This window comes from Arthrobacter sp. Y3225116, assembly GCF_059091245.1.
Window position 1 is genome coordinate 1 of the sequence record NZ_JBNHGL010000028.1, and the last position, 25,082, is coordinate 25,082.

Genomic DNA, 25,082 nt, shown 5'->3' on the forward strand with positions numbered 1-25,082 from the left:
GCAAGGCTGCCCGGGGTGCCGGCGTCGGCGGCGCAGACCCCGCCGCTTAGTTGGCGAAGACGTCCTGCAGCGTGCCCTGCGGGGTCCACAGCGCAATGGAGTCGCCGCCGTTGTTCAGCACTGACGCGGTGCCGTTGTTGTAGTAGGCGTCGGCGCTGTTGGTGCCCGGACCGGTGTAGACCCGCAGCTCCGCGCCGGGGGCAAGCACATAGCCCGCGCCGACCGTCAGGATATTGTTTGCCGCGTCGCGGATGATGTAGCCGCTGGCGTCGATGCTGTGGTTCGCCGTGTTGCGCAGTACCACGTGCTCGCCGGTTTCCGGCTGGACGTCGCTGCCGGCCGGGTCGTTCACCGCGCCTTCGATTTCCAGGCCGGTGCCCGCGGGGAAGGGCTTCCGCCCGTCCAGGTAGCGCATCGTCTGGATCGGGAAGTCACCGGTGACGGCGTCGACGCCGAGGTCGATGGAGTGCTGGACCGCCTCGGGCGAGTTGGCGGTGTAGACGCCGACGACCAGCCCGGCGGCCTTCGCGTCGGCAACCTTCTGCGCCGTCAGCGTGCGGTAGTTGGTGCCGATCGAGTCGGCAAAGGTCGCCCAGGATTCCAGCGTGGCCGGGCCCGGTACGGTGCTCGAGAGCTGCTGCAGCGCGATCTCGGGAGCCAGGTCTGCGAAGGTGCGGTTGGAGGCTTCGTCGAAGCCGAGGACCTGGACCTTGTCGGCGGCGACAAGCTTCTTCCACGCGGCATCGGTGCGGAGCTCGTCGGCGACGAGCTGTTCGATGCCCGGGGAGTTCTTCGGCGACTTGATCTCGATGTACACGCCGGTGTTCACCGTGGCAATCTTCGCGGCGTCGTCCAGGTGCGGGATCCGTTCCCCGTGGTACTGGTCGCCGAAGTAGGAACCGGCGTCGAGCTGCTGCAGTTCGTCCCAGGTGAAGGACGTGATGGGGTCGCCGGCACGCTCGGGGAAGACCTCCTCCACGTTGGTGGTCCGGGCCGGAGTGTCGTCGTGGAACAGGAACGGCACGCCGTCGGCGCTGAGCTGGACATCGATCTCGAAGAAGTCGGCGCCGGAGGCGCGCCCGTCCTTGAAGGCCGCGACCGTGTTTTCGGGGGCGGTGCCGGCGGCGCCGCGGTGGCCGATCAGCAGCGGGGCTTCATCCTGCCCGCCCTGGTTGTTCTGCGCGCCGGCCGCCGGGGCGGCCACGAGGGTAGCGCCGACGGCGACGGCCGCGGCGGAGGTGGTCAATGTTCTGAGCAGGCGAGATGCCATGGGATATGACGCCCTTCGTAGTGGTTATCCGGGTTTCCCCGCCACCGAGCTTCACAGCGCCAGTGGACCTGCGGGCCAACTGGCTGTGAACTCGCGGTGAAAGGAGACACCGCCCAGGGGCGGGGCCTGGCGACGGCGCGGCCGGACCACCAGGGGATGCCGCCGCGGCGGCGCTAGACTCGGAGGGGCATGAACACTTCCGCCAATACCCCGAGCTCCGTGCGCGTCGATGCGTGGCTGTGGGCCATCCGCGCCTACAAGACCCGCTCCGCGGCCACCGCCGCCTGCCGTGCCGGACATGTCCGGCTCAACGGCAACCCGGTCAAGGCCTCCCAGCCCGTGGTCCCGGGCGACACCCTGCGGGTGCGGCAGCCCGGGTTCGAACGGATCCTGGAAGTGCGCCGGCTGATCGCCAAGCGGGTGGGGGCCGAGGCGGCCTCGCACTGCTTCACGGACCACACGCCGCCGCGCCCGGCGATGCCGTCGCTCGGGATTCCGCAGCGCGACCGGGGAACCGGCAGGCCGACCAAGAAGGACCGGCGGGAGATGGACAGGCTGCGCGGCCCGCGCTAGGAACGGGAGCCCGGCGGCGCTTCGGCGGCCGCTCGGGAACGGGAGCCCGGCGGCGCTTCAGCGGCCGCTGGGAACGGGAACCCGGAAGCTATTCGGTGGCCGCCCAGGGCGTCCGGTCGGGCCGGTGCCGCACCGCCCCGCCTGCGCCGCCGGTCGTCCCAGACCGGGCCGGGCTTCTTAGTTCCATGCCGTGAGCGTAACTCACTTCACATAACCGGCCGGACGGTACAAGATGGGAAGCGGAGACGGCCGCGCCGCCGTCCCGCTGCTATGTCATTATCTGAAGGAGATCAGGGCTGTGACCACCACTTCCCACGCCGCTTCATCCACCCAGCCGGGCTACCGGGTCCAAAACCCGTCCACCGGCGAGGTGGTCGAGGAATTCCCCACCGCCACAGACGCCGAGGTCAAGGACGCCCTCGCCAGGTCCCAGGCCGCCTACACAGCGTGGAAGGCCACGCCGATCGCGGACCGCGCCAAGGTGGTGTCCCGCATTGCGGAACTGTTCACCGAGCGGGCCGACGAGCTCGCCGCGATCATCACCGAGGAAATGGGCAAGCCCCTGTCCGAGTCCAAGGGCGAGGCCGAGTTCTGCACCGACATCTTCAGCTACTTCGCCACCGAAGGGCCCGAGCTGGTGGCGGACCAGGAAATCAAGGCCATCGGCGGCGGCCGCGCCATGATCCAGAAGCTGCCGGTCGGCCCGCTGCTGGGCATCATGCCGTGGAACTACCCCTACTACCAGGTGGCCCGCTTCGCCGCGCCGAACCTGATGCTGGGCAACACCATCATCCTCAAGCACGCCGAGACCTGCCCCCGCTCCGCCCTGGCCATCCAGAAGATCATGGACGACGCCGGCGTGCCCGACGGCGTGTACATCAACCTCTTCGCCAGCCACGAGCAGATCGCGGACATCATTGCCGACCCGCGCGTGCAGGGTGTCTCGCTGACCGGCTCCGAGCGGGCCGGCGCCATCATCGGCGAGCTCGCCGGCAAGAACCTGAAAAAAGCCGTCCTGGAGCTGGGCGGCTCCGACCCCTACGTGCTGCTGGACACCGACGACGTCAAGGCGGCCGCCGAGCAGGCGTGGGCCACCCGCATCGAGAACACGGGACAGGCCTGCAACTCCAACAAGCGCATGATCGTCATGGAGGACATCTACGACGACTTCGTGGCCGAGCTGACCAACCTGGCGAAGGACCTCAAGCCCGGTGACCCGGCAGAAGAGGCCGAGGGCACCTTCGCTCCGCTCTCCTCCCGCGCGGCGGCCGAAGGTTTGGCCGAGCAGCTCAAGGACGCCGTCAACAAGGGCGCCACCCTGCACGCCGGCGGCACCCTCCACGATGGCCCCGGCGCCTACCTGGCCCCGGCCGTTCTGACCGGCGTCACTCCGGAGATGCGCGCCTACCGCGAAGAGCTCTTCGGCCCGGTGGCTGTGGTCTACAAGGTCAGCAGCGACGAAGAGGCCCTGGAACTGGCCAACGACACCGACTACGGGCTGGGCGGCGTCGTCTTCTCCACGGACGAGGAGCGCGCCCGCAAGATCGCCCAGCAGCTGGAGGTGGGCATGGCCAACGTCAACGGAGTCGGAGAAGGCGCCGACATCCCGTTCGGCGGCGTGAAGCGCTCCGGCTTCGGACGCGAGCTTGGCCCGCTGGGCATGGACGAGTTCGTCAACAAGCGCCTGTTCTACATCGCCGACTAACCCGGTCCGGCATCGACTGATCAGCAGGCGCCCTTCCCGCTCGCGGGAAGGGCGCCTGCTGATCTTTGCTTTCTGAGACCGGCCCGCTTCGGGGTGGCGGTATTCGGGCACCGCACACGGCGGCAAACGGCCCCTGCCCCTGGACTAAAGGGCCATTCGCCGGCCGCGTCTGCTCAGGCGCCGGCGGGTTCCGTTATCAGTTCCTTCAACCGGGCACTGCCGTCCGCAGCGGCCTCGGCCTGGATGTCCCGGCCATCGGCCAGGGCACGCCGTACCGCCATGAAGTCCGCCGGAGAATTGACGCTGTCTGCGGCGATAATCCTGCCCTCGCGGTAGTACAGAAGGCTGAACCTGTCGCCGGTCGTATCTCCCCGCAGCACTGTCTGGTCGAAGCCCGCGGAGAGGCCGGCAATCTGTAATTTTATATCCGCCTGGTCGGACCAGAACCACGGCAGCATCCGGTACGGTTCACGGCCGCCCAGTAGGCTGGCGGCGGCGGTTTTCGCGTGCTCGAAGGCGTGCGGAACAGATTCCATCCGCAGCCTGCCGCCGTTGCCGTGTTCGTAGGGGTTGGGCAGGTTGGCACAGTCGCCGGCCGCTACTGTAAGGCCGTCCGAGCACAGGCCGTACTCGTCCACCAGGATCCCGTTGTCCACGGAGAGCCCCAGCTGCTCGGCAAGTTCCGTCCGCGGCGCTACGCCCACCCCGATCAGGACGACGTCGGCCGGCACCCGGGTGCCATCGGCGAGTTCCACACCTCGTACTTTGCCATCCAGCCCGGTTAGGCGGAGGATTCGTGCATTGAGCAACACGTCGGTCCCCCTGCGCTGATGTGCGGCACGGAAGTATTCGCTGGTCTCCTCGGCAACCGCCCGGCCGACGAGTCGCGGGGCTGCTTCGAGGACTGTGACGTGTTTGCCCGCGACGCGGGCTCCGGCCGCCACTTCAAGTCCGATGAATCCCCCGCCGATCACGACAACGTCTCGAGCCGCCGCCAGATCCGCGGCGAGGATTTCGGCGTCTGAGGCATCGCGCAGGTAGTGCACGCCGGCAAATTCCGCCCCTTCGAGTGGCAGCCGCCTCGCGGCGGTGCCGGTGGCCAGCGCCAGCCGGGCGAAGCGGAAGCGACGCCCCGCAGCAGAGGTAGCGACACCGCCGTCGCAGTTCCGTTCGACCTGCACGATCCGCTCGCCCGTCACCAACTGGATGTCCTGGCGCTGGTACCAGTCCGCGGTGCGGAAGGAGAGGGCCGCCGCATCAACCGTCCCGTCGAACAGGTTTTTCGACAACGGGGGACGCTGGTACGGGGCATGCGGCTCCTCCCCCACGAGGATGATCGGCGAGGTGTCGCCGTAGTCGCGCAGGCTGGCTGCTAGCTGCACTCCTGTTTGGCAGGCGCCGATGATGAGGGTTCCCGCTTCGACTGCCACGTTCAGACCTGCGCTTCCGGCAACCGGACGGCGATGTCTGCCTCGACGGGGAGCTGGCAGGAGAGGCGGCTGTTGGCGCAGCGTGCGGAGGCAGTGCAGTCCAGCATCTCGTCCTCCACATCGCTGACCGCCGGCAACCGGTCAAGATACCCGTCTCCCACGTAGACGTGGCACGTGGCGCACATCGCAGACCCGCCGCACTCGGCGACGATGCCCGGAACGCCATGGGAAACAGCTGCCCGCATCACGCTGGTCCCGGGGTCGGCGTCCAGCACGGTCTCCATGCCATCGGGGTGAATAAACGTTACTTTGGGCATGGCCCGGTCCTTTCCTTGGTTCTCAGGCGGCTGTCAGTCGCAGCGGCAGGCTGTCCAGTCCGCGCAGCGTGTTGTTCAGCTGCTGCTTTGGCGCGCCGGCCGGTTCAAGATGCTTCACGTGGCGGGCCAAGGCGGTCAGGAAGCACTCGCCTTCCAAGCGCGCCAGCATCTGGCCTAGGCAGGCGTGGACGCCGAACCCGAAGCCCACGTGCCCGGTGGCTTTGCGTTGGATGTCGAACTTGTCGGGGTTATCCCACTGTCGCGGGTCGCGATTGGCGGCTGCCAAGAACATCAGGACCTTGGAGCCTTCCGGCAGTGTCAGGCCGGCCAATTCCGTGTCCTTGTTGGTGGTGCGAAAGAACGTCTGGACAGGCGACGAGTAGCGCACTGTTTCCTCAAAGGCCGCGCGCGCCAGTGAAGCATCCGCGCGCAGGGCCGCGAATTGTTCCGGGTTCTCTGCCAAGCATTGGAGGGCATTTCCGATACCGTGCACGGTGGTATCCACGCCGGCCGAGAGGAATGAGCGAAGCAGCCTGGCTTGGTCCTCCTCGCTGTATCCGGCCTCTGCAGCCGCGGCATGGATCTGTGCGCCGAGCCCGTCCGGAGCCGGGGCTCCCGGCTGGCACTGCGCCATGATCCACGCCTGTGCCTTGGCGCCGCGTTCCATGGCCAGCTCGAAGTGGCTGTTGCGCGGCCCGAAGGTGTTGAACACCATGGAGCCGTATGGCAGCAGGTTCTCTCGGCCGTCCTTGGGCAGTCCGATGAAGTCCGGAAACACCTCCAGCGGGTAGGCCTCGGCCAGCTCGGCGACACCGTCGATCTCGCCGCCCTTGGCCGCCACCCGGGCTACCAGGTCGTCAGCGCGCCGCTGGAAGCCTTCCTTCAGCGAACGCAGTACTTTGACGGTCAGGATCTTGGTGACCACATGCCTCGCCTTCGTATGCTCCGGCGGGTCGGCCTCCAACAGCAGGCTAGGTGGTCGCCACGGCTTCTCCTTGGCGAAGTCAGAAATCCCGACGCCTCGGGACGACACGTAGGTCTCGTGGTCCGCCAGCACTTGGGAGACCTCGTCATGGCGGGCTACGCCGTAGAGGCCGTACCGTTCCAGCCAGAATACGGGGCCGGCTTCGCGCATCTGCTCATGCGCATCGTACGGGTCGGTGAGGAAATCGTCGCTGAACGGATCGAGGTCCAGCGCGGGTGCCTTGGCGGCCAGGGTTTCGACGGTCATGGGTTCCTCCTACTTCGCGACCAGCGACTGAACGTCCAGCTCGCTGTCGGTGATCTTGTACTTGAACATCAGGTCGGCGGTTTTTTGCAGCTGCTCGACGTCGAGGTCGCCTTGGAACCTTGGCATCTCCGCCGCCTTGACGACGTCCGCCGTCACCTTAGTGAAGGTCGGCACCAGTTCGACCAGCCGCTCGCGGTTGTCCTGAAGCTCCTCGGCGGATGCGGCGATGGATTTTTGGAAAGCCGCCACTGCTTCCGGGTTTTCCGTGGCGAAGGCTTCAGTGGTGACCCAGCCGGCAACCGGCATGTCGGCCACTGGCCCACTGAACAGGTCGCCCAGCTTGACCAGTCCGGCCGCTTTTGCGCTGGCCTGGAACGGTTCAACCTGCCAGATGGCATCCACCGCTCCACGTTCGAGTGCGGCCTGCATGTCCGGATACGGCATCTCGACCAGGTCGACGTCGCCGGCGTCCAACCCAGCATCTTCCAGGTGCGACTTGATGGCTACCGTGCCGATGTTCTGCAGATTGTTCACAGCGAACGTTTTGCCCTTGAGGTCTGCAAATTTCTCAATGCCGGACCCTGCCGCGACGAAGATGCCGTGATCGGAGCTGCCGACATCGTTGCCCGAAACCATTCGGAGGGGCAGGCCCTGCTCCACCGCCAGCAGCACGGAGGTGTAGTTGCTGTAGGTGACGTCGACGCTGCCGGAGATCAGGGCTGGAATGGCGGCGGCCCCGCCCTGCGTCTGTACAAGCTCGACGTTAAGGCCGTTATCCGTAAAGATTCCGCTTTCATCGGCGTTGACCGCGGTAGACGTGTGCACGAGCGGGAAGTAGCCCACCTGGACGGCCTCGTCTCCTCCGCCGGTGACTGCTGCGGCACCGCCCCCGCAGGCACTCAAGCCAAGCACCGCCGTCGTCATGATGGCGAAAGTTGCCGCTGTGGTGATGTCTCTCCGTCGAAGCATCTTCTTCCTTCCCGTGCCGGGCGTGGTCACCCTGCGCTAAGTTCTTCCGGCTGCTCTGCCGACGTACAGAACTATGAGCTGTGACACAATCGGGGAACAGTAGGATTTCCGATGAAAGGAAACTTCGGTGGCGCGAGCTTCAGCCGGGCGCTCGGCGTTAAGCCGCATCATGCAGGTCTTGGGAGCCTTCGACGTGGACGCCGTGTTCCTCACCGTGTCCCAACTGTCCGCCCGCAGCGGCCTCGCCTTGGCGACCACCCACCGGCTGGTGGCCGAAATGGAACAGTTCGGCCTCTTGGAACGCCAGCCCGACAAAACCTATCGGCTGGGCGTGCGGCTGTGGGAAATCGCCTGCCGGACTCCCGGCGCGCTGGGGCTGCGTGAGATCGCCAAGCCGTACCTGCAGGAAGTGCAGGCGCGGGTGCGGCAGCACACTCAGCTGGGCATCCTGGAGGGGCACGAAGTGTTGTTCCTGGAGCGCTTGTCCACCCGGGATGCGGTGGTGAATGTGACGCTGGTGGGCGGGCGGCTGCCGCTGCATGCCTCCAGCAGCGGGCTGGTGCTCCTGGCTCACTCCGATGCCGCATTCCAGGACGAGGTGCTCACCGGTGCCCTGTTCCGCTACACCGAACAAACCGTGCAAGCACCGGACAACCTGCGTTCCTTGCTCCAGCAAATCCGCGCTGACGGCTATGCATGCGGCAGCGGCTACATCCACCCCGAGGCGCGTGGGATTGCCGTCCCGGTACGAGGGGCCAACAACGTGGTCGTGGCCTCGGTGGGCGTGGTTGTGCCGAATGACGACGCCGCCGTCATCCCGTTTGTTCGGTTGCTCCAGGCCGCCTCACAGGCCATCAGCAAGGACCTCCATGCTGCCTATGCCCCCGCCCACGACCCTGAAGCGACCCCCGGCGGCCGGTACCGGCCGCTGGTCAGCTCATCCCTCGACTCGATGGAGTACCTGCCCACCGCGCCGCGGCCGAATCCTCGTCGCTAGAAGCTGCCACCTACCTCACAACCTAGGCGGTGCCCCCTCACAGCATTCGAATTCGGTCCGGATGATGGCCGGGGCGCCTCCTACCGGTGACAACCTGGCGCAGCGGCGGTAAGTTCACAAGACTGGTGCTGAAGCTTGACGGCCGGCTGCACCGACTGTATTCACCCCGCCGGACGCAAGGCATGTCATGGACTTTCAGCCCGAGCCCCAGATCTATACGGCTCCCAAGCCTAATTCCGCTCGCGAACCGGCTCGCCCGTCCCCGGTACCGAACAGTATCGCGGCCGGATACCTGGCACTCATGGCCCGCATGAAGTCCGCCGGCCTGCTGACCCGCCGCAGGGGCTACTACATCACCCTCTTCGCAGTGCTCACGTTGCTGCTGGCCGCGGCCTGGACGGGATTCTCGTTGCTCGGGAGCAGCTGGTTCCAGCTTCTGATCGCGGCCGGCATGGGAATACTGTTCACGCAGTTCGCCTTTATTGCCCATGAAGCGGCCCATTGGCAGGTCTTCAAGACCAAGCGGGTCAACGAATGGGCTGCCCGGCTGGTGGGCACCTGCCTGGTGGGCATTAGCTACGCCATGTGGATGCGCAAACACACCAAGCACCATGGATTTCCCAACACCGTGGACAAGGACCCGGACATCAGGACGGGATCCATCGCCTTCCATCCGGATGCTGCGGCCGGCCGCCGCGGCGCAATGGTGCGTGTCACGCGGCTGCAGGGCTACCTGTTGTTCCCGCTGCTGCCGTTCCTGGGCTTCAGCCTCTATGTGGATTCCTTCAAGTACCTGATCCGCCAGGGCAAAGTGGAGCACCGCTGGCTGGAGCTGGGCATCCTCGTGGCCCGCGCCGCGGTGCTGCTCACGGTTGTCTTCTGGCTGCTCCCCTTGGGGCAGGCCTTCGCGTTCATCGGCGTGCAGATGGCGGTGTTCGGCTTCTACATGGGCGCGTCGTTTGCGCCGAACCACAAGGGCATGCCGATCTATTCCAAATCCAGCCGGCCGGACTTCGTCACCCGCCAGGTGACGGCCTCCCGCAACATCCGCGGCGGCTGGATCATGGACCTGCTGATGGGCGGCCTGAACCGTCAGGTCGAACACCACCTATTCCCCGACATGCCCCGTCCCTGCTTGAGCAAGGCTGCGCCGATGGTTCGCGAATACTGCCGCGAGCACTCCATCCCGTACACGGAGACCAGCCTGCTGGCATCCTATGCGGCCATCGTCCGCTATCTGGGCGCGGTAGGCATAGCCGCCTCCGACCCCTTCCACTGTCCGGTGGCGGACATCTACCGCCGGGTTTAAGGCCTGCCAAATCCACCTCCCGCCGGGTGTACCGGTTGGGAGGACGTCCACCACCGGTCGGCGAACTGCAGGCTGGCGAAGCCGCCAAATTACCAGCCCGCCGACCCGGATTCCTTCCGGCCGGGGCGTCCTCCCCGTCCGCGCGGGCATGGACACCGGCTGGGCCAGCACAGAGAATGGGCGCATGGACCTGCCCGTGATGCCACCCGTTCCGCCCATGCTGGCCAAAAGCGTGGCCAAGATCCCCGACGGCGGAATGACGTACGAGCCGAAATGGGACGGCTTTCGGTCGATCATCTTCCGCGACGGCGACGAAGTGGAGATCGGCAGCCGAAACGAGAAGCCCATGACGCGCTACTTCCCCGAACTGGTGGACGCGTTCCGGGAGCAGCTGCCCGAGCGCTGCGTGGTGGACGGGGAGATCATCCTGGTGGGTGAGGGCGGCGGCCGGCTCGACTTCGAGATGCTGCAGCAGCGGATCCATCCGGCGGCCAGCCGGGTCAAGCTCCTCTCGGTGCAGACACCCGCCCGGTTCGTGGCCTTCGACCTGCTCGCCCTCGGCGACGACGATCTGACCTCGCGCCCCTTCGAGGAAAGGCGGGCCGCGCTGGAGAAGGCGCTCTCCGCCGTCGTCAATCCCATCCATCTGACCCGGGCCACCACCGACCCGGTGATGGCCGAGCGGTGGTTCGGAGAGTTCGAGGGGGCAGGGCTGGACGGCGTGGTGGCCAAGCCCCTGGACGGAAAGTACCAGCCGGACAAGCGGAGCATGTTCAAGATCAAGCACGAGCGCACCGCCGACTGCGTGGTCGCGGGCTACCGCGTCCACAAGAGCGGGCCGGGTCTGGTGGGCTCGCTGCTGCTGGGCCTGTACAACGACGGCGGAACCCTGGTGCACGTGGGCGTGGCCGGGGCGTTCAGCATGAAACGCCGCGAGGAGCTGTTCGAGGAGCTGCAGCCGCTGATTGCCGATTCGGACGACCACCCTTGGAACCGGGAGCAGCACGAAGCCGGCAAGCGCACACCCCTGACGACCGAAGGCAGCCGCTGGAGCGGCGGCAAGGACCTGTCCTTCGTGCCCCTCCGGCCGGAGAGGGTGCTGGAGGTCAAGTACGACCACATGGAGGGCGAGCGCTTCCGGCACACCGCGCAGTTTGTCCGCTGGCGGCCGGACCGCGATCCGGAGTCGTGCACCTACGAGCAACTGGACGAGCCGGTCTCCTATGACCTGAACGACGTGCTGCTGTAGTGCACTCCAAGTCGTGAACCCGAAAGCCCGGCTGATGTCGCTGAAGGCGTCAGCCACCTACCCGGCAACTCTCGGTGGTGGCATCCAAGGCCTCGTGCTTATGGGCGTGCTTTTCACCGCGCTCAACCTCATATCGAACAGCGCTTGGGCGCTATTGGCCAAGGCGGATCACGACTGATCCGAACCACGAAAGGCCTGAGAAACCTCAACCGGATTCTCATCCATGAAGCGTTCCATTTGTCCCGCAGGCCGGTCCCCCACCTACAAAAATGAGCGAGCCTTTGCAATGGAATCGCCGCTTTATCCACATGATCCAAGAGGACCTGAAGTCTGTGCTACAACCGATACTGTGAATAAATCCAACGCAGTCCGGCAGGCCCGCGAGGACCAGTTTGAGAACGGTGTGCGACTGGGATCGCTCGAGTGGCAGCAGGCGCTCGACACACCATCGCTCCGGACTGGGATGTCGGTCTCAACGATTGCTGGGCTCGCCAAGGGGATCGCTCTGGTCGCGCCGCTCGGCGGCTTGCTAGCGCCGATCGGCGGCTCGGGGGCTGACGTTTTTTCGGGCACTGGCATGATGAGTCCGGATATGGCGCGCTCGGTAGTAGTGATCTGCTTCTGGGTCGCCGCGGTCGGCCAGGTATGGGCGCTCGTCGATTGGTGGCGCTTCGGTCGGCCGAGGGAGGGCTACGGAATCGCCGCGGCCTTCCTGGCAGTGGCGGGTGCAGTTGGGTCGCTATGGTGGCACAGCTGGCGTTCCGAGCCGGCGACTCTGCCTATGCTCGCGGTGCCAATCGTCGCTACGGGAATGTTGGGCGCTGTCGCACTCATCGCGCGCCTGGTTGGTTCACGGAACTGCACTATGCGGGAGGTTAGGCTTGCTGCGCTCGGCGAACGCTTGCGCTCGCTCCCTAGCGCGGAGCAGCAGGCGCTGCTCGCTGAACGGCTTGAGATCCTTGACGCGCTAGACGGGCGCGATCTTGTCGATAGAGGTCTCGCGCAGCGCGCCACCGCAGCACGGCTCGGTGACTGGTGGCTCCTCGACAAGGAGCGCGAGGCGGCAGGCAACGGCTGAGCTTCGATGCCCGGAGTCTCGTTGAGCCGGTCGACATCCGGTTCACACCCCAAGGGGTGCCGCTGGCGGTGCGCTGGCGGGGCCGGCTCTGGCCGGTAGCGGCCGAGCCGCTAACTCCGCCCGGACCGCGCATCCTGCGCCGGGCCGGGTCTCAGCGGCAGCAACGAGCCGACGCCGGCCAGGTGTCTCAGCGCCAGCCGGCGGCCGGTGCCACGTGCTGCACAATGTTGCCCAGCATCTTCACGTTGTACTCCACGCCCAAGTAGTTCGGCACCGTCAGCAGCACCGTATCCGCGGCTTGCACCGCCTGGTCCCGGGCCAACTCTTCGCCGATTGTGTCCGGCTCGCCGATGTAGCTCCTGCCGAACCGCGAGCGGGTGCCGTCGAGCATGCCGACCTGGTCGTGCTGGTCGGCCTGGCCGCGCAGCCCGAAGTAGCGCTGGTCTTCGTCGTCGACGATCGGCATCACGCTGCGGCTGACCGATACCCGGGGAGCATGCGCGTGGCCGGCCTTCTGCCACGCCTCGCGGAACAGGTGGATCTGCTCGGCCTGCAGTTGATCGAAGGGCACGCCGGTGTCCTCGATCAGCAGGGTGGAGCTCATCAGGTTCATGCCCTGCTCCGCGGTCCACACCGCGGTGGCGCGGGAGCCAGCACCCCACCAGATCCGCTCCGGCAGCCCCGGGGACGTGGGCTCCACGGGAAGCATGCCGGCATGCCTGCCCTGGAGGTGGTTCGGGTCGGCGGGAACCATGCCCGCACCCGTGATGGCCCGGCGGAACACCGCGGTATGGCGCCGGGCCATGTCCGCATCGGTCTCCCCCTCGGCCGGCCGGTACCCGAAGGCCGCCGCGCCGTTCAGCGCCGGCTCGGGTGACCCGCGGCTGATCCCCAACTGCAGCCGGCCGCCGCTGATCAGGTCCGTGGCCGCCGCCTCTTCGGCCATGTAGAGCGGGTTTTCATAGCGCATGTCGATGACGCCGGTGCCGATCTCGATCCGGCCGGTCCTCGCGGCGATGGCTGCCAGCAGCGGAAACGGCGAGGACTGCTGCCGCGCGAAGTGGTGCACGCGGAAATACGCGCCGTCCACGCCAACGTCCTCGGCCGCAAGGGCAAGGTCGATGCTCTGCAGCAGCCCCTCACCGGCGGTGGGAACCGGCGAGCCGACGGCGGGGCTCCAGTGGCCGAAGGACAGGAAACCGATGCGCTTCATATCCGCCACAACCCCGCCGCCGGTACTTCAATTCCCTAGCTCCCGTGCGGAACCACCACGGCCCGGCCGCTGAGCTCGCCGGCCTGCAGCTTGCGGTAGGCCTCCAGCGCATCGTCCATGCTGTAGCGCTCAATCTCCGGAACGATCTGCCCGGCCCTGTACATGTCCACCACTTCGTGCAGGTCCTCGATGGTGCCCCAGTAGGTGTTCGTGATGACGGACTCGTACGGGTTGGTGAAGAAGCTCCACTCCAGCGTGCCGCCGGCGATTCCCACCACCGTCAGCCTGGACATCCGGGCCATGGACGCGGCGGCGGTCTTGACGGTCGGGCCCACGCCCACGAAGTCGAACGCGGCATCGACGCCGCGGCCGCCGGTGATGTCACGGATCCGCTCGGCCTGCCCCTCGCCGCCGGGAACGGTCACGGCGCCGGCCTCTTCGGCCTTGCGCATCGCATCTTCCTTCATGTCGGTGGCGATGACGGTGGCGCCGGTCAGCGCCTTGAGGATCTGCACGGCGATCTGGCCCAGGCCGCCCAGCCCGATGACCAACGCGTACTTGCCGCCGCCGGCCAGGTGCGGCAGCGACTGCTTGATGGCGTGGTACGGAGTCAGCGCAGCGTCGGCCAGCGGCGCCGCGGCCACCGGATCGGCGTCGCCGAGCGGCACCAAGTTCCTGGCCGGGACGGACACGTATTCGGCCATCCCACCGTCGCGCCCCAACCCCACGCCGAGGTAGGGCATCTTGGCCGCGTTTTCACAGTACGTGTCCTGGCCGCGCGAACAGGCCTTGCAGTGCCCGCAGCCGATCGGCCCGTAGACCAGATAGGCATCGCCGACGTTGAAGCCTTCCACGCCCTCCCCGAGCTCTTCAACCCACCCGGAGTTTTCGTGGCCGAGCGTAAACGGCGGCGGTACGGCTCCCGGGCCCCCGGCCTCAAAGTCGTTGTAAATGGCGACATCGGAGTGGCAGGCTCCGGCGCCGGCGACCTTCAGCAGCACCTCCCCGGCCCGCGGCTTCGGCCGCTCGACGTCCTTGATGGTGGGAAAAGTCTTGAAGTCCTCGAACACTACAGCGCGCATGATTCACTCCTGACGGTTGACTCTGCGATTGCTACACACGCCACCCTACGCACTGCAGAAAATGGTCAGCAAGCTGTCTATCGAGTTGTCACCTTTCACCAGCCTGTGTAGCGTAGGCAACGAGGCCACCTCAAGGGGCGCAACAGCGGCCCTGGCCCGATTCCAAAGGAGGCAACTGATGCAAACCGTGGAAGAAACCATTGATGTAGCCGTTCCGGTCCGCACAGCGTATGACCAGTGGACGCAGTTCGAATCCTTTCCGAACTTCATGTCCGGCGTTGAGTCCGTGACCCAGCTGACCGACACCACCAACCACTGGAAGACCAAGGTCGGCGGCGTGGAGCGCGAGTTCGACACCGAGATCGTGGAGCAGCAGCCGGACGAGCGCATCGCCTGGCGCAGCGTCGACGGCAAGTCCCATGCCGGCGTCGTCACCTTCAGCCGGCTGGGTGCCGACAGCACCAAGGTGTCGGTGCGTTTCGAGTGGGATCCCGAAACCTTCACCGAGAAGGTCGGCGCCACGTTGAACCTGGACGACAAGCAAGTGAAGTCGGACATGCGCAAGTTCAAGGAGTTCATCGAAACCCGCGGCACCGAGACCGGTGCCTGGCGCGGAGAAGTAAACGACAGCGGCGCCACCGGCGCGCAGCTCTAGCTCCCAAAAGCACAATAACGACGGCGGTGGGCCGGCTCTTGGAGCCGGCCCACCGCCGTGCTCAGCGCCCACCTGCCCCGCCTGTTTCCCCGCTCCGTGTAGGGTGCCCGTGAACACATATGCCACGGAACCAAGGAACGGAACACATGAAGAGGACGATCGGCGCACTCGTGCTGGTGCTGGCCGGGCTGCTGGGGTCGGCCCCGGCCGCCCACGCTGAGACCCCCACCGAGGTGGTCGTGGAGGACAACGCCGGTGTCCTTGACCAAAACACGCTGCTGCCCGCCGTGGAGGCTATCGACTTCTATGAGCCCACCAGTGTTGCCATCTACACCTACAACGGCTCTGCCTCTGCCAACCTGAATGAAGAGGTGCTGCGTTTTGCCCGCGCGGAGCGCCCGGAGTGGCTCAGCCCCGACGGCCAGAAGTGGGCGGACGGACTCTTCATCTTCGCGCTGGATCCGGTCGGCCGGTGGGTCGGAACCTACATGGGCGAGGACCGCAAGATCCCGCTTGAACAGCGCGAGGACATCCAGGAATCCACCAAGGAGCTGTTCCGGGATGCCCAGTGGACGGACGGAACAATCGCCGGCATCGAGCGCGGCGCGGAGCTAATCAACCGCCCGTGGTACCGCTCCGGGGTCTTCATCGGCAGCCTCTGGGCGGCGGGCATCGCCCTCGCCGGGTCCTTCGGGGTCCGCTACGGAGTGCGTCGGCAGAATCTACTCAGAGGACGCCGCGAGATCGAACGCGGGGACCGCAGCTACTCCAACGTATCCATGGATCTCGACGCCACGGAGGTCAACGCGAACACCATTCCCACGGGGTCGGAATACGGCTCGCGGGTGCTGGAAAAATACCGCGGCTTCATGACCGGCTACACGGAAGCCAGCAAGCTCAACGACAGGGTGCACGCCCTGAGCGAGAAGGAGCTGAAATCGGGCAAGAACGTCAAGATTGCCGCCGAGTACGCGCGTATCGCGTCGGAGCTGGACGCGCTGGATGACGTCATAGCCGATACGAACACGTTCCTGAACCTTGCCTCGGGATGGGAGCGCGCCTGGGACCGGCAAGTGGCGCCCTTGCGCGAGGACGTGGACGGCATCGATTCGCTGCTGCAGGAGGGGCCCGAGACCGCACGCTCTTCCGCGACGGCTGCCGCGCTGCGCTCCTTCCGCGACCGGACACTCGGTGACCTGGAGGACTGGGCCGCCGGGCTCGCCGACGGACGGACCACGCCGGACGCCGCGCTGCGCTTGGTACAACAGAGCCGGAGCGAATTCACCGACCTGCTCAAAGCACACGCGGACACGGTGATTGACGCGTATGCCAAGACGTCCTCGGAGAAGGACAAGATGCGCGAGGAGATGGACGAAGAACTCAGCAGCGGTGAGCGGGAGTCCTCCCCCACGATCCTGGACACCGTGTACCCGCCGCACATGTTCTATTCGGCATACTCCTTTAGCGCCGGCTACGGCTATGCACAGAGCAGCGTCGATTCTTCCCGCAGCACCGGCAGCACCACCGGCTATGGCAGCAGCGGCGGGAGCTTCAGCGGCTCGGGCAGTTCGTCGCGATTCTAGGACCGGGGGAACAACGAGGGTGCGGTCGCCGCTCCCCCGTTTCCGGAGGGGCCGAGCCGCGCTCACGGTGTCCTCGGACAGATGCTTTTGCTCTTGACGCGGTCGCGTGCCGGCGTAAAATTAAGAAACTACTTACATAAGGAGTTGCTTACATGGCAGGGGCTTCGGACGAGCTGAGCCTGGTCTTCGCCGCGCTGGCCGACCCTACCCGCCGGGCCATCCTGTCCCGGCTGCGACAGGGTTCCGCCACGGTCGGCGAACTGGCAGAGCCGTTCCGGATCAGCCGGCCCGCCATCTCGCAGCACCTGCGGGTGCTGCAGAATGCCGGGCTGATCGAGCGCACAGCCACCGCACAGTGGCGCACCTGCACTCTGCGCACCGAGCCCCTGGACGACGTTTCGGCCTGGATCGACCACCACAGAGGTCTCTGGAACGAGCGCTTTGACCTATTGGACGAGCGGCTCCGTGAACTCAAGGAAGAAGCCGGAAATGACTGAGCAAACCACCACCCAGGACAAGCAATTCACCATCACCCGCGTCTTCGACGCCCCGCGCGAGACCATCTGGCGGGCGTGGACCGATCCGGACGAAGCCGCGCGCTGGTGGCACCCGCGCGAAGTGGACAGCCCGCGCGAGTTCGTCAGGATCGACGCCCGCGTCGGCGGCACCTACGCCTACAAGATGATCGCGCCGGACGCCAGCGAATACCCCACCGCCGGCGAGTACCTCGAAGTTGTCGAACCGGAGCGGCTGGTCTTCACCTGGGCCTCCCCCGGCGACCGGCGCGAAGACTCGCCGGTGATCACGGTGGAGCTGGCCGAGCTGGAGGGCGGCCGCACCGAGATGACATTCCACCTGCGCGGCATCGACGGTTTCGCCGGCGACAACAACGTCCACGATGGCTGGAGCGAAGCCTTCGACATCCTCGCAGAGCAGCTCCGGTAGCCGGCAGAACCTCCTTTTCCCCATCATGACGGCGGGGCGCGGCTTTCGGGCCGCTTCCCTGCCGTCGCCGCGTGTCCGAGACCCGCCAGACCGGCCGGCGCCGCTGACGCCGGCCGGCCCTCTTGACACTCCCCCGCTGGATAGCATGATTGGAGACCATCAGCACCCGCGTCCAGCAGAGGAGTCCGCCATGGCCCGACCCGTGCACTTTGAGATCCAGGCAGAAGACCTGGAACGAGCGAAAAACTTCTACGCCACCGTGTTCGGCTGGACGTTCGAGGACTATTCACAGGTCACAGGCACTCCCTACTACGGAGTCGTGACCGGCCCGGAGGACCAACCCGGCATCAACGGAGGCCTCATGCAGCGCCCCGCCCCGACCCCGGGGACCGGCCAGGGCACCAACGCCTGGGTGGTCACCATGGAGGTAGATGACTACGACGCAACCGAACGGAAAATCCTGGAGGCGGGCGGCCAAACGGCCCTGCCCAAGTACGCGCTGCCGGGAATGGCGTGGCAGGGCTACTACCTGGACACGGAAAACAACACCATCGGCATCCATCAGCCCGACGAACAGGCCGGGATGCAATAACTACCTAGCAGACTTCCCGCTAGGACAGACAGAGTTCAGCCCCCGTGGTGCGACGTACCTCAATTGTCCCACCTCACTGCGAAGCTCCGCTAATTTTGAAGATCCGCGCAGCTTGCTTGCAACAGGTTAGACAGAAGACCCAGGTTCCACTTTCGTGCACTTTAGTAGTTCGGTCAACGTCCACTGCGTAGTTATCAAGCGTTCTAAGAACTCGTCAAGGTCGGATTGCCCCTCACACACCCCCGCCCTTAAAAGCGCGGCAGCTCAGAACTTGCAGGGGATAAACCTTTCTCCGGTAAGCTGGGCCAAAGCTCGATCGGAGGGGGAGTGATGGGCACAGTCGCCCGGCGCTTGCATCACTCTCGAATGCTGCCGCAAAGGCCCAGATTCCCCCTGGCGAGGATGTGGAGCAATTGCTGAACACACACAAAGCGCAAACCGACAGCGATTTTTAGGAATGTACGCATTGCCTGAGTCTATAGAAGAATTCAAAACGGCCCTAGAGCAGGTCGATAATACTGCGATCGTCCAGCGTTTCCTTACTATGGGAAGCTGTTCGGCTATATCTGACGACCAGTATGCAGACCTGCGAGGGGCTGTTGCTAAACGTTTTGACATACATCCAACCAGCATCTATGTTGTCGGATCTGCGAAGCTCGGGTTTTCAATTGCACCGTCGAAGCGTTGGAAGATATTCAACGACACTAGTGACATTGATGTGGCCATAGTCTCTCGCGAGCTCTATACGAAAATATGGCGGCAAGTTTCGTCGCTTTTAAGTATTGATAAGACTTTTAGATGGAATAAACGCGAACTCTTCACCTCAAAGCATCTCTCCGGTTGGTTGCGGCCAGACGCTCTTCCGCCATCACCCGCACTACCTTTAGCGGACGAATGGTTTGAGTTTTTTCGAGAATTAACCTCCGATCAAGTATGTGGCCCCTACAGCGTCAATGCAGGGATTTACTACGATATTGATTTTCTGGAAGAGTATCAAGAACAAGCCGTAGCGCTTTGCAAAATGGAAAAGGAACCAGAATGAGGACGTCGGCCACCAATCGAAAACTTCGAGTCTTGTTGACGGGCATACGGAATGAAACGCTCGTCCCGAACCCCCAGTTTCAGCGAAGGCTGGTCTGGTCCAACAAACATAAACTAGCATTTCTGAAGACTGTTCTCGACGGGCTCCCCTTCCCTGAGATATTTATTGCTTCAGGGTCGGTTGATACTGACACCGGAGAGGGAACTGAACTGATCGTTGACGGACAACAACGCATAACGACACTTCACCAATATTTCAGCGGCTCACCTGATTTGAAACTTATCGGGATGCCAGGTTATTCAGACCTTAACAAAGAAGACAAAGAGAGATTTCTCGAATATGAGGTAGTCGTACGAGACCTAGGCCCGCTGACTGATCTTCAAACAAGGGATCTTTTTTATCGCATCAATTCAACCTCGTATAGCTTGAATGCAATGGAGGTAAATAATGCTCGGTACGACGGCGCACTCAAAAAACTGTGTGATGATGTCAGCCAAAACGCGTTCTTCGAGAGACATAACGTATTCAGCACATTAGACGTGAAGCGGATGAACGATGTTCGGTGGACGCTAACTTTGGTCATTACCATGCTATCGACATACTTCAACCGCGACACGGAGCACGAGGAGTACCTTGAGCGTTACAACGACGAACTGCCACAAGAGAAAGACCTCCGTAAACGTCTTACGTCGGCTTTCACTACAGTTGACGCAATGGATTTTCCTGCTAAAAGCCGTGTATGGCAAAAGGCGGATCTCTTCACGCTTCTCGTTGAGATTGATGTTCGTCAGCGAAGGGGAGCCGTGGACTTAGGCCTTCGAGGACCAGCTCTCAAGGACTTCTTCGCGGAAGTCGACCGGGCGGCATTGGGTAACGAAGACGGGGTCGGAACCGTGGCTGAGGATTATTATGCGGACACTCGCTCGGGGACGAACGACAGGTCGACCAGAGTTCGCCGAGCCGAAATCATTGGCGGGTTACTGGATGGCATATCCGAAGGACGGCTACGGGAGTTTGCGTAGTCGGGTATAGCCGGAAGTAAAGGGCTGGTCACCTGCCAAGTAGCTTCTTAGGACAGCACGTCCTTGGTGCTGAAACGGCCGTAGGCCAGGGCGCAGGAAACGGCGATGTAGGAGCCCTGCAGGAGGGCGTTGGCGCCGAAGGCGTCCCAGGAGATGGGCTGGCGCAGCAGATCGGCGAAGCTGAGCCAGTGGTGGGTGAACAGCCACGGGTGCAGCCACTCCAGCTGCGGCAGGGCGCCGACAATCTGCGTGACGACGGCGAGCACTGCCGTCGCCGCCATCGCACCGACGGGGACTTCGGTGAGGGTGGAGATGAAAAGCCCGATGGCCGCCAACCCTGCCAGCGACAGGGCAACGTAGGCGGCTACCAGCAGCAGCCGAAGCAGGGATTCGCCGACGCCGATCGTGTCGCCGGACAGCAGGGTCACCGGCCCGACGCCGAAGAGCAGGCCGCCGATCAGCGCGCCGGTGATCGCGATGGCGAGCGCCGCCGCAGCGCAGAAGGCCACCGCCGCACCGTACTTGACGGCCAGCAGCCGCAGCCGGCCGGCGGGGGCGCTGAGCAGGTAGCGCAGGGTGCCGTGGCCCGCCTCGCCCGCGATCGTGTCCCCGGAAACGACGCTGACGGTCAGCGGCAGGAACAACGGGATGGACACCACCAGCCCGGTGAGCGCCACGAACAATCCGTTGTCCGTGATCCGGTTGAGGAACGGTGGACCGCCGCCGGGCCCTCCCTCGTCCGCAGCGAACCGGACCACCACCGCGATGAGCGTCGGGACGGCGGCCAGGGCCAGCAGCAGGGCCCACGTCCGGCCGCGTCGGAACAGCACGCTGAGCTCGGAACCGAAGAAGGCCCATCCGGCGGACTTGCCGCGCTCTTGTCCCTCGGCCGGAGGGGCCGCCGAAGCGCCGGGGTTTTCCTCGGCGGGGGCCTCGACTTCCACGATTTCGGGTCCCAGCCGGCGGTCGCCGCCCGGGCTCGGCTGCTGCTCACTGGACAACGTCGAACCCCTCTCCCGTCAGCTCCACGTACCGGTCCTCGAGGCTGCTTGCCTCCACGGTGAACCCGCGGATCCGCACGCCGTCCGCCACGAGGGCAGCGGCGATGTGCTCGGGCAGCAGACCGCTTTGGTTCATCGGGGCGTTCACTTGTCCGTCGAGTGCGGCGTCCGGGACCTCGGGTTCCAGGCCCAGCCCGCGCAGCACGCCGCGCGCGGCGTCGATGTCGGGGGTCTGGATGCTCACGTGGGTGAGGCCCGCCCGGCGCACCTCGTCCAGGGCCCCCTGCGCAACCAGCTTTCCGGCGCGCATGACGGCCGCGTGCGTGCAGATCTGCTCCACCTCGGAGAGCAGGTGGCTCGAGACGAATACCGTGGTGCCCTCCCCCGCCAGCGAACGGACCAGGCTGCGGACTTCGCGGGTGCCCTGCGGGTCGAGCCCGTTGGTGGGTTCGTCCAGCACCAGGAGCTGGCGCGGCATCATCAGGGCGTTGGCGATGCCCAGCCGCTGCTTCATGCCCAGCGAGTAGGCGCGCACCTTCTTGTCCGCGGCCTGGGTCAGGCCGACCCGCTCCAGCGCCCTGCCGATCCTCTCCCGCCGGGTGTCTGACGGGGCATGGCGGTCCGCGGTGTCCAGCCGGTGCAGGTTAGCGGCGCCGGACAGGAACGGGTAGAACGCCGGGCCTTCGATGAGGGCTCCGACCCGCGGAAGCACGTCCCGCAAAGACCCGGGCATGTCCTGCCCGAAGATCCGGACGCTCCCGCTGGTGGCGGCGGCCAGCCCGAGCATCACGCGGATGGTGGTGGTTTTCCCCGAGCCGTTGGGACCCAGGAAGCCGAAGACGGAGCCGTGCGGGACGGCCAGGTCAAGGGAGTCGACGGCGGTTTGCCGGCCGAAGCGTTTGGTCAGTCCGGAGGTCTCGATGACCAGCGCGGCAGGGTTGCCGCTGCCGTTCACCGGGCCTCCGCGGCTGCCTGCAACGACTCGAACGGGACCGACCCGGCCAGGACGCGGCCGTCGTCGGTCAGGTACACGTTGACCAGGGCGGTGGAGATCAGCCTGCCGCCGTCCACCGCTTCGGTGGCCTGGGCCAGCAGAGGCGAGTCTTCCCAGCCCTCCGGCAGGGCCCCGGCGGGGACTTCCGCCACCGTTTCCCAGCCGGAGCCATGGAGGGTGACGTCATCCCTCGGCGTGGCAGCACCGGCGTCGTGCTGGCCATGGCGTCCGGACGGTGGCTGCTTTCCGTGCCGCGGCACGGCCTTTTCGGTGACGCTGGCACCCGCCGGCGGGGTGAACTCGAACAGGCTCTGATCCGGGGCCTCGAGGCTCAGCTTGCTGAAGCCCAGCTGGAACGCCGGATCCTGCTGTCCCCGGGCGGCGACCCGGAGGCTGAGCGGCAGGCCGGTCTCGGCGTCGACGGCGACGGTCACCGATCCCACCAGCGTGGCCGTGCTGTTCGGCTCCACCAGCAACTGATAGGCACTGCGCCCGGCGACCTCGGTATCGGCGCCGACGGACACCTTCGTTTCCGGACCGATCTTGGCCAGCAAGTGATCGGCGAGCTGTTCGGGAGTGTAGGCGCCACCCGGGCGGGAGGCGCCGCCGTCGTGATTCTTGCCCCCGTCCGCGCAGGCGGGCAGCGTCAGGTGAACCGCCTCGTTCTCCTTGGAGCTGTAGACCCAGGCCTCGGAGCCGTTGCGGATCACGTCGCGCTCCGCAAAGCGGTCGAAGATCTGCAGCCGGGCCTGGTCCGGCCCGTCCAGATAGACGCGCGCGGTGCGGGAACCGGTCAGCAGTTCCAGCGCCTCGGCCACCTGTCCGCCCTCGTCCGCGGGCAGGTCCTCGGGAAGTTCCGGCAGCCCCAGCGCGGAGTCCTGTTCCAGCGTGCCGGAGAGCTCTCGGACGTCGCTGTCCGCCACGAATTCCAGCAGCTGCTGCGGGGTCTTGTCCGGCAAGTCCGTTGCGGCGTTGGCCTGCAGGGAACCGGCGAGCACCCCGCCGGCAATGACTGCGGGCACGACGGCGGCGGGCAGCCAGCGCTTCCACGTCCGGTCCATGGCACATCACCTTTTTTCTGCTGCTGCAGGACTCGCTTCCCAGCCTACGCTTCCCGCCTCGCCGGGTCACCAGTGAAAGCGAAGCCGATCTGGATGCCGGTCTGCGCCGGCCCTCGCAACGGCGCGAGGCTTCAGAGCGGCCGACGCAAGGTGCTGGCATTCCGCGCCGAGCTCGAGAGCGGCCGAAAGTCGACACAGCCCCGTCGCGGAAGGCCGCTCTCGCACAGCTCGGCCGCCCTGGGTGATCGCGGCAGTCGCCGATGTCCAGCGACTGCTCCTGTTGCTCGGCAGCGCGGCTCGACCGGCCGGGACACCGGCCCCCACATCGGCCCACACCGGCCGGGACACCGGCCCCACACCGGCCGGGACACCGGCCTCAAACCGGTCCGCACACACGCCGGGGATCATGCTTGTCAGGCCCCTGTTGCCGTGTTGTAGTTGACTCACGCAATGACATGGACGCAGCGCAGCGGCCCGGCGAACCCGGTCTGGCTGCGGCAATCCAGGAGCCGGTCCGCACCCAGGCCGGTAGCCGGAGGGGTGAGTGGCGATGGTTGTGCAACGGTTGTTGCCGACGGAGGAAGCACAGGACCTGATCGAGCTGGTCCGCGACATCGCGGACCGCGAGCTGCTGCCGCAGGCGGCCGCGGCCGAGGCCGCCGAGCGGTTCCCGCGCGGGATCTTCCGGATGCTGGGGGAAGCCGGGCTGCTCAGCCTGCCGTACCCGGAGGAGTTTGGCGGAGGCGGCCAGCCGGCCGAAGTGTACCTGCAGGTCCTGGAGGAACTCGGCGCGGCGTGGGGCAGCGTTGCGGTGGGCGTCAGCGTCCACGCCCTCTCCTGCTTCCCGCTGGTGCATTTCGGCAGCGACACACAGCGAAAAACCTGGCTGCCGGAGATGCTCTCGGGCGACACCCTGGGTGCCTACTGCCTCTCCGAATCACATGCCGGCTCCAACCCGGCGGCGATGCGCACCCGCGCCGTCCGGAAGGGCGAGGGCTACGTGATCCGCGGCGCGAAGGCCTGGACCACGCACGCCGGTGAGGCCGATTTCTATACCGTCATGGCCAGGACGTCCGACGATCCCCGGCACGGGATCTCCTGCTTCCTGGTTCCGGCCGACGCCGAAGGCCTGAGCGCGGCGCCGCCCGAGCACAAGATGGGGCTGACTGCCTCGACCACGGCGACGATGAACTTCGACGACGTGTATGTCCCGGCCAATCGCCTGATCGGTGAGGAAGGCCAGGGCCTGGCGATCGCCTTCGCCGCGCTGGACTCGGGCAGGCTGGGCATTGCGGCGGTGGCCGCCGGGTTGGCCCAGGCCGCGCTGGACCTGGCCGCCTCCTACGCCAACGAGCGCGAGGCCTTCGGCAAGCGGCTGATCGAGCACGAGGGGCTGGCCTTCCTGATCGCCGACATGGCGGTGGAGGTGGAAACCGCGCGCGCCATGTACCTGACGGCGGCCCGGCTGAAGGACGCCGGCCTTCCCTACGGCCGGGAGGCCTCGATCGCCAAGCTGGTGGCCACCGACAACGCGATGAGCGTGACGACCAACGCCGTGCAGGTGCTGGGCGGGGCCGGCTACACCCGGGACTTCCCGGCCGAGCGGTACATGCGCGAGGCCAAGGTCATGCAGATCTTCGAGGGCACCAACCAGATCCAGCGGCTGCTCATCTCCCGCCACTTCATCCGCTGAGGGACGGTACCGCCCCGCGGGCGCGGCCTGCTTGCGTGCCGCATGCCCGGCCGGCGCGGCCTGCTTGCGTG

The 25,082-nt window shown here is 65.9% G+C and carries 25 protein-coding genes; 15 read left to right on the plus strand and 10 right to left on the minus strand.

What is annotated here, in order from left to right; all coding sequences use genetic code 11:
• Positions 1-46: 46 nt before the first annotated feature.
• Positions 47-1,270 (minus strand): glycerophosphodiester phosphodiesterase family protein, encoded by a 1,224-nt coding sequence (locus AC5RV2_RS04970; RefSeq protein ID WP_494091446.1) that lies wholly within the window; start codon positions 1,268-1,270, stop codon positions 47-49.
• A 189-nt stretch (positions 1,271-1,459) separates the two neighbouring features.
• Between AC5RV2_RS04970 and AC5RV2_RS04975 the strand changes: the two genes are divergently transcribed.
• Together AC5RV2_RS04975 and AC5RV2_RS04980 are read left to right on the plus strand one after the other, a co-directional pair.
• The gene (locus tag AC5RV2_RS04975) at positions 1,460-1,843 is read left to right on the plus strand and encodes an RNA-binding S4 domain-containing protein (protein WP_494091447.1); all 384 of its coding nucleotides are present in this window, start codon (positions 1,460-1,462) and stop codon (positions 1,841-1,843) included.
• Between the two features lie 298 nt (positions 1,844-2,141).
• Entirely contained in the window at positions 2,142-3,548 is a 1,407-nt protein-coding gene (locus AC5RV2_RS04980) for an NAD-dependent succinate-semialdehyde dehydrogenase (protein ID WP_494091448.1), read from the plus strand.
• 173 nt (positions 3,549-3,721) lie between these two features.
• On the opposite strand, the gene AC5RV2_RS04985 is transcribed toward AC5RV2_RS04980, so the two are convergent.
• Genes AC5RV2_RS04985 through AC5RV2_RS05000 form a run of 4 tightly spaced genes read right to left on the minus strand, consistent with a single transcriptional unit; the run spans position 3,722 to position 7,525 of the window.
• Positions 3,722-4,978 carry an NAD(P)/FAD-dependent oxidoreductase gene (locus AC5RV2_RS04985; RefSeq protein WP_494091449.1) on the minus strand — a complete coding sequence of 419 codons (1,257 nt, stop codon included), beginning with the start codon at positions 4,976-4,978 and terminating at the stop codon, positions 3,722-3,724.
• Positions 4,979-4,980: 2 nt separating this feature from the next.
• Complete coding sequence (locus AC5RV2_RS04990; RefSeq protein WP_494091450.1) at positions 4,981-5,295, minus strand: 2Fe-2S iron-sulfur cluster-binding protein; 315 nt, start codon at positions 5,293-5,295, stop codon at positions 4,981-4,983.
• A 22-nt stretch (positions 5,296-5,317) separates the two neighbouring features.
• Entirely contained in the window at positions 5,318-6,526 is a 1,209-nt protein-coding gene (locus AC5RV2_RS04995; RefSeq protein ID WP_494091451.1) for a cytochrome P450, read from the minus strand.
• A 9-nt stretch (positions 6,527-6,535) separates the two neighbouring features.
• Complete coding sequence (locus AC5RV2_RS05000; RefSeq protein ID WP_494091452.1) at positions 6,536-7,525, minus strand: ABC transporter substrate-binding protein; 990 nt, start codon at positions 7,523-7,525, stop codon at positions 6,536-6,538.
• 97 nt (positions 7,526-7,622) lie between these two features.
• Between AC5RV2_RS05000 and AC5RV2_RS05005 the strand changes: the two genes are divergently transcribed.
• The 5 genes from AC5RV2_RS05005 (at position 7,623) to AC5RV2_RS05025 (ending at position 12,128) form a co-directional block, all read left to right on the plus strand.
• The gene (locus AC5RV2_RS05005) at positions 7,623-8,492 is read left to right on the plus strand and encodes an IclR family transcriptional regulator (protein WP_494091453.1); all 870 of its coding nucleotides are present in this window, start codon (positions 7,623-7,625) and stop codon (positions 8,490-8,492) included.
• 301 nt (positions 8,493-8,793) lie between these two features.
• Positions 8,794-9,801 carry a fatty acid desaturase family protein gene (locus tag AC5RV2_RS05010; RefSeq protein WP_494091454.1) on the plus strand — a complete coding sequence of 336 codons (1,008 nt, stop codon included), beginning with the start codon at positions 8,794-8,796 and terminating at the stop codon, positions 9,799-9,801.
• A gap of 184 nt (positions 9,802-9,985) precedes the next feature.
• The gene (locus tag AC5RV2_RS05015; protein ID WP_494091455.1) at positions 9,986-11,050 is read left to right on the plus strand and encodes an ATP-dependent DNA ligase; all 1,065 of its coding nucleotides are present in this window, start codon (positions 9,986-9,988) and stop codon (positions 11,048-11,050) included.
• A gap of 13 nt (positions 11,051-11,063) precedes the next feature.
• Positions 11,064-11,228: a hypothetical protein gene (locus tag AC5RV2_RS05020; protein ID WP_494091456.1), complete on the plus strand. Its 165-nt coding sequence runs from the start codon at positions 11,064-11,066 to the stop codon at positions 11,226-11,228.
• 171 nt (positions 11,229-11,399) lie between these two features.
• Positions 11,400-12,128: a hypothetical protein gene (locus AC5RV2_RS05025; protein ID WP_494091457.1), complete on the plus strand. Its 729-nt coding sequence runs from the start codon at positions 11,400-11,402 to the stop codon at positions 12,126-12,128.
• A gap of 187 nt (positions 12,129-12,315) precedes the next feature.
• Here the strand turns inward: AC5RV2_RS05025 and AC5RV2_RS05030 are convergent, their stop codons facing one another.
• On the minus strand, positions 12,316-13,341 hold the full coding sequence (locus AC5RV2_RS05030) for an LLM class flavin-dependent oxidoreductase (RefSeq protein WP_494091466.1): 1,026 nt from the start codon (positions 13,339-13,341) through the stop codon (positions 12,316-12,318).
• A gap of 35 nt (positions 13,342-13,376) precedes the next feature.
• A complete protein-coding gene (locus AC5RV2_RS05035; protein WP_494091458.1) occupies positions 13,377-14,423 on the minus strand; it encodes an NAD(P)-dependent alcohol dehydrogenase in 1,047 nt (348 codons plus the stop codon).
• A 178-nt stretch (positions 14,424-14,601) separates the two neighbouring features.
• Between AC5RV2_RS05035 and AC5RV2_RS05040 the strand changes: the two genes are divergently transcribed.
• From AC5RV2_RS05040 to AC5RV2_RS05070, 7 genes are all read left to right on the plus strand, one after another.
• On the plus strand, positions 14,602-15,078 hold the full coding sequence (locus AC5RV2_RS05040) for an SRPBCC family protein (RefSeq protein ID WP_494065055.1): 477 nt from the start codon (positions 14,602-14,604) through the stop codon (positions 15,076-15,078).
• 146 nt (positions 15,079-15,224) lie between these two features.
• On the plus strand, positions 15,225-16,661 hold the full coding sequence (locus AC5RV2_RS05045) for a DUF5129 domain-containing protein (protein ID WP_494065056.1): 1,437 nt from the start codon (positions 15,225-15,227) through the stop codon (positions 16,659-16,661).
• 152 nt (positions 16,662-16,813) lie between these two features.
• Positions 16,814-17,158 (plus strand): ArsR/SmtB family transcription factor, encoded by a 345-nt coding sequence (locus tag AC5RV2_RS05050; RefSeq protein ID WP_494091459.1) that lies wholly within the window; start codon positions 16,814-16,816, stop codon positions 17,156-17,158.
• Positions 17,151-17,606, plus strand: a complete 456-nt coding sequence (locus tag AC5RV2_RS05055; protein ID WP_494091460.1) for an SRPBCC family protein — start codon at positions 17,151-17,153, stop codon at positions 17,604-17,606. The genes AC5RV2_RS05050 and AC5RV2_RS05055 overlap by 8 nt, the downstream gene beginning before the upstream one ends.
• A gap of 190 nt (positions 17,607-17,796) precedes the next feature.
• On the plus strand, positions 17,797-18,198 hold the full coding sequence (locus tag AC5RV2_RS05060; protein ID WP_494091461.1) for a VOC family protein: 402 nt from the start codon (positions 17,797-17,799) through the stop codon (positions 18,196-18,198).
• Positions 18,199-18,664: 466 nt separating this feature from the next.
• Positions 18,665-19,240, plus strand: a complete 576-nt coding sequence (locus AC5RV2_RS05065) for a hypothetical protein (RefSeq protein ID WP_494091462.1) — start codon at positions 18,665-18,667, stop codon at positions 19,238-19,240.
• Complete coding sequence (locus AC5RV2_RS05070; RefSeq protein WP_494091463.1) at positions 19,237-20,262, plus strand: GmrSD restriction endonuclease domain-containing protein; 1,026 nt, start codon at positions 19,237-19,239, stop codon at positions 20,260-20,262. The genes AC5RV2_RS05065 and AC5RV2_RS05070 overlap by 4 nt, the downstream gene beginning before the upstream one ends.
• Positions 20,263-20,309: 47 nt before the next feature.
• Here AC5RV2_RS05070 and AC5RV2_RS05075 read toward each other — a convergent pair whose 3' ends face one another.
• Genes AC5RV2_RS05075 through AC5RV2_RS05085 form a run of 3 tightly spaced genes read right to left on the minus strand, consistent with a single transcriptional unit; the run spans position 20,310 to position 23,318 of the window.
• Positions 20,310-21,206, minus strand: coding sequence for an ABC transporter permease (locus tag AC5RV2_RS05075; RefSeq protein ID WP_494091467.1), 897 nt, complete (start codon positions 21,204-21,206; stop codon positions 20,310-20,312).
• 46 nt (positions 21,207-21,252) lie between these two features.
• Positions 21,253-22,218 (minus strand): ABC transporter ATP-binding protein, encoded by a 966-nt coding sequence (locus AC5RV2_RS05080; protein WP_494091464.1) that lies wholly within the window; start codon positions 22,216-22,218, stop codon positions 21,253-21,255.
• Positions 22,215-23,318, minus strand: coding sequence for a LolA family protein (locus tag AC5RV2_RS05085; RefSeq protein ID WP_494091465.1), 1,104 nt, complete (start codon positions 23,316-23,318; stop codon positions 22,215-22,217). Before AC5RV2_RS05085 ends, AC5RV2_RS05080 begins: the two co-directional genes overlap by 4 nt.
• A gap of 550 nt (positions 23,319-23,868) precedes the next feature.
• Between AC5RV2_RS05085 and AC5RV2_RS05090 the strand changes: the two genes are divergently transcribed.
• Positions 23,869-25,011, plus strand: coding sequence for an acyl-CoA dehydrogenase family protein (locus AC5RV2_RS05090; protein WP_494091468.1), 1,143 nt, complete (start codon positions 23,869-23,871; stop codon positions 25,009-25,011).
• The last annotated feature ends 71 nt before the right edge of the window (positions 25,012-25,082 follow it).

Excerpts from the sequence above, each read along its gene's own strand:
- AC5RV2_RS04970 (WP_494091446.1), bottom strand. The coding sequence starts at position 1,270 with ATGGCATCTCGCCTGCTCAGAACATTGACCACCTCCGCCGCGGCCGTC.
- AC5RV2_RS04975 (WP_494091447.1), top strand. The coding sequence starts at position 1,460 with ATGAACACTTCCGCCAATACCCCGAGCTCCGTGCGCGTCGATGCGTGG.
- AC5RV2_RS04990 (WP_494091450.1), bottom strand. The coding sequence starts at position 5,295 with ATGCCCAAAGTAACGTTTATTCACCCCGATGGCATGGAGACCGTGCTG.
- AC5RV2_RS04995 (WP_494091451.1), bottom strand. The coding sequence starts at position 6,526 with ATGACCGTCGAAACCCTGGCCGCCAAGGCACCCGCGCTGGACCTCGAT.
- AC5RV2_RS05010 (WP_494091454.1), top strand. The coding sequence starts at position 8,794 with ATGGCCCGCATGAAGTCCGCCGGCCTGCTGACCCGCCGCAGGGGCTAC.
- AC5RV2_RS05015 (WP_494091455.1), top strand. The coding sequence starts at position 9,986 with ATGGACCTGCCCGTGATGCCACCCGTTCCGCCCATGCTGGCCAAAAGC.
- AC5RV2_RS05030 (WP_494091466.1), bottom strand. The coding sequence starts at position 13,341 with ATGAAGCGCATCGGTTTCCTGTCCTTCGGCCACTGGAGCCCCGCCGTC.
- AC5RV2_RS05035 (WP_494091458.1), bottom strand. The coding sequence starts at position 14,423 with ATGCGCGCTGTAGTGTTCGAGGACTTCAAGACTTTTCCCACCATCAAG.
- AC5RV2_RS05040 (WP_494065055.1), top strand. The coding sequence starts at position 14,602 with ATGCAAACCGTGGAAGAAACCATTGATGTAGCCGTTCCGGTCCGCACA.
- AC5RV2_RS05045 (WP_494065056.1), top strand. The coding sequence starts at position 15,225 with ATGAAGAGGACGATCGGCGCACTCGTGCTGGTGCTGGCCGGGCTGCTG.
- AC5RV2_RS05050 (WP_494091459.1), top strand. The coding sequence starts at position 16,814 with ATGGCAGGGGCTTCGGACGAGCTGAGCCTGGTCTTCGCCGCGCTGGCC.
- AC5RV2_RS05055 (WP_494091460.1), top strand. The coding sequence starts at position 17,151 with ATGACTGAGCAAACCACCACCCAGGACAAGCAATTCACCATCACCCGC.
- AC5RV2_RS05060 (WP_494091461.1), top strand. The coding sequence starts at position 17,797 with ATGGCCCGACCCGTGCACTTTGAGATCCAGGCAGAAGACCTGGAACGA.
- AC5RV2_RS05070 (WP_494091463.1), top strand. The coding sequence starts at position 19,237 with ATGAGGACGTCGGCCACCAATCGAAAACTTCGAGTCTTGTTGACGGGC.
- AC5RV2_RS05085 (WP_494091465.1), bottom strand. The coding sequence starts at position 23,318 with ATGGACCGGACGTGGAAGCGCTGGCTGCCCGCCGCCGTCGTGCCCGCA.
- AC5RV2_RS05090 (WP_494091468.1), top strand. The coding sequence starts at position 23,869 with ATGGTTGTGCAACGGTTGTTGCCGACGGAGGAAGCACAGGACCTGATC.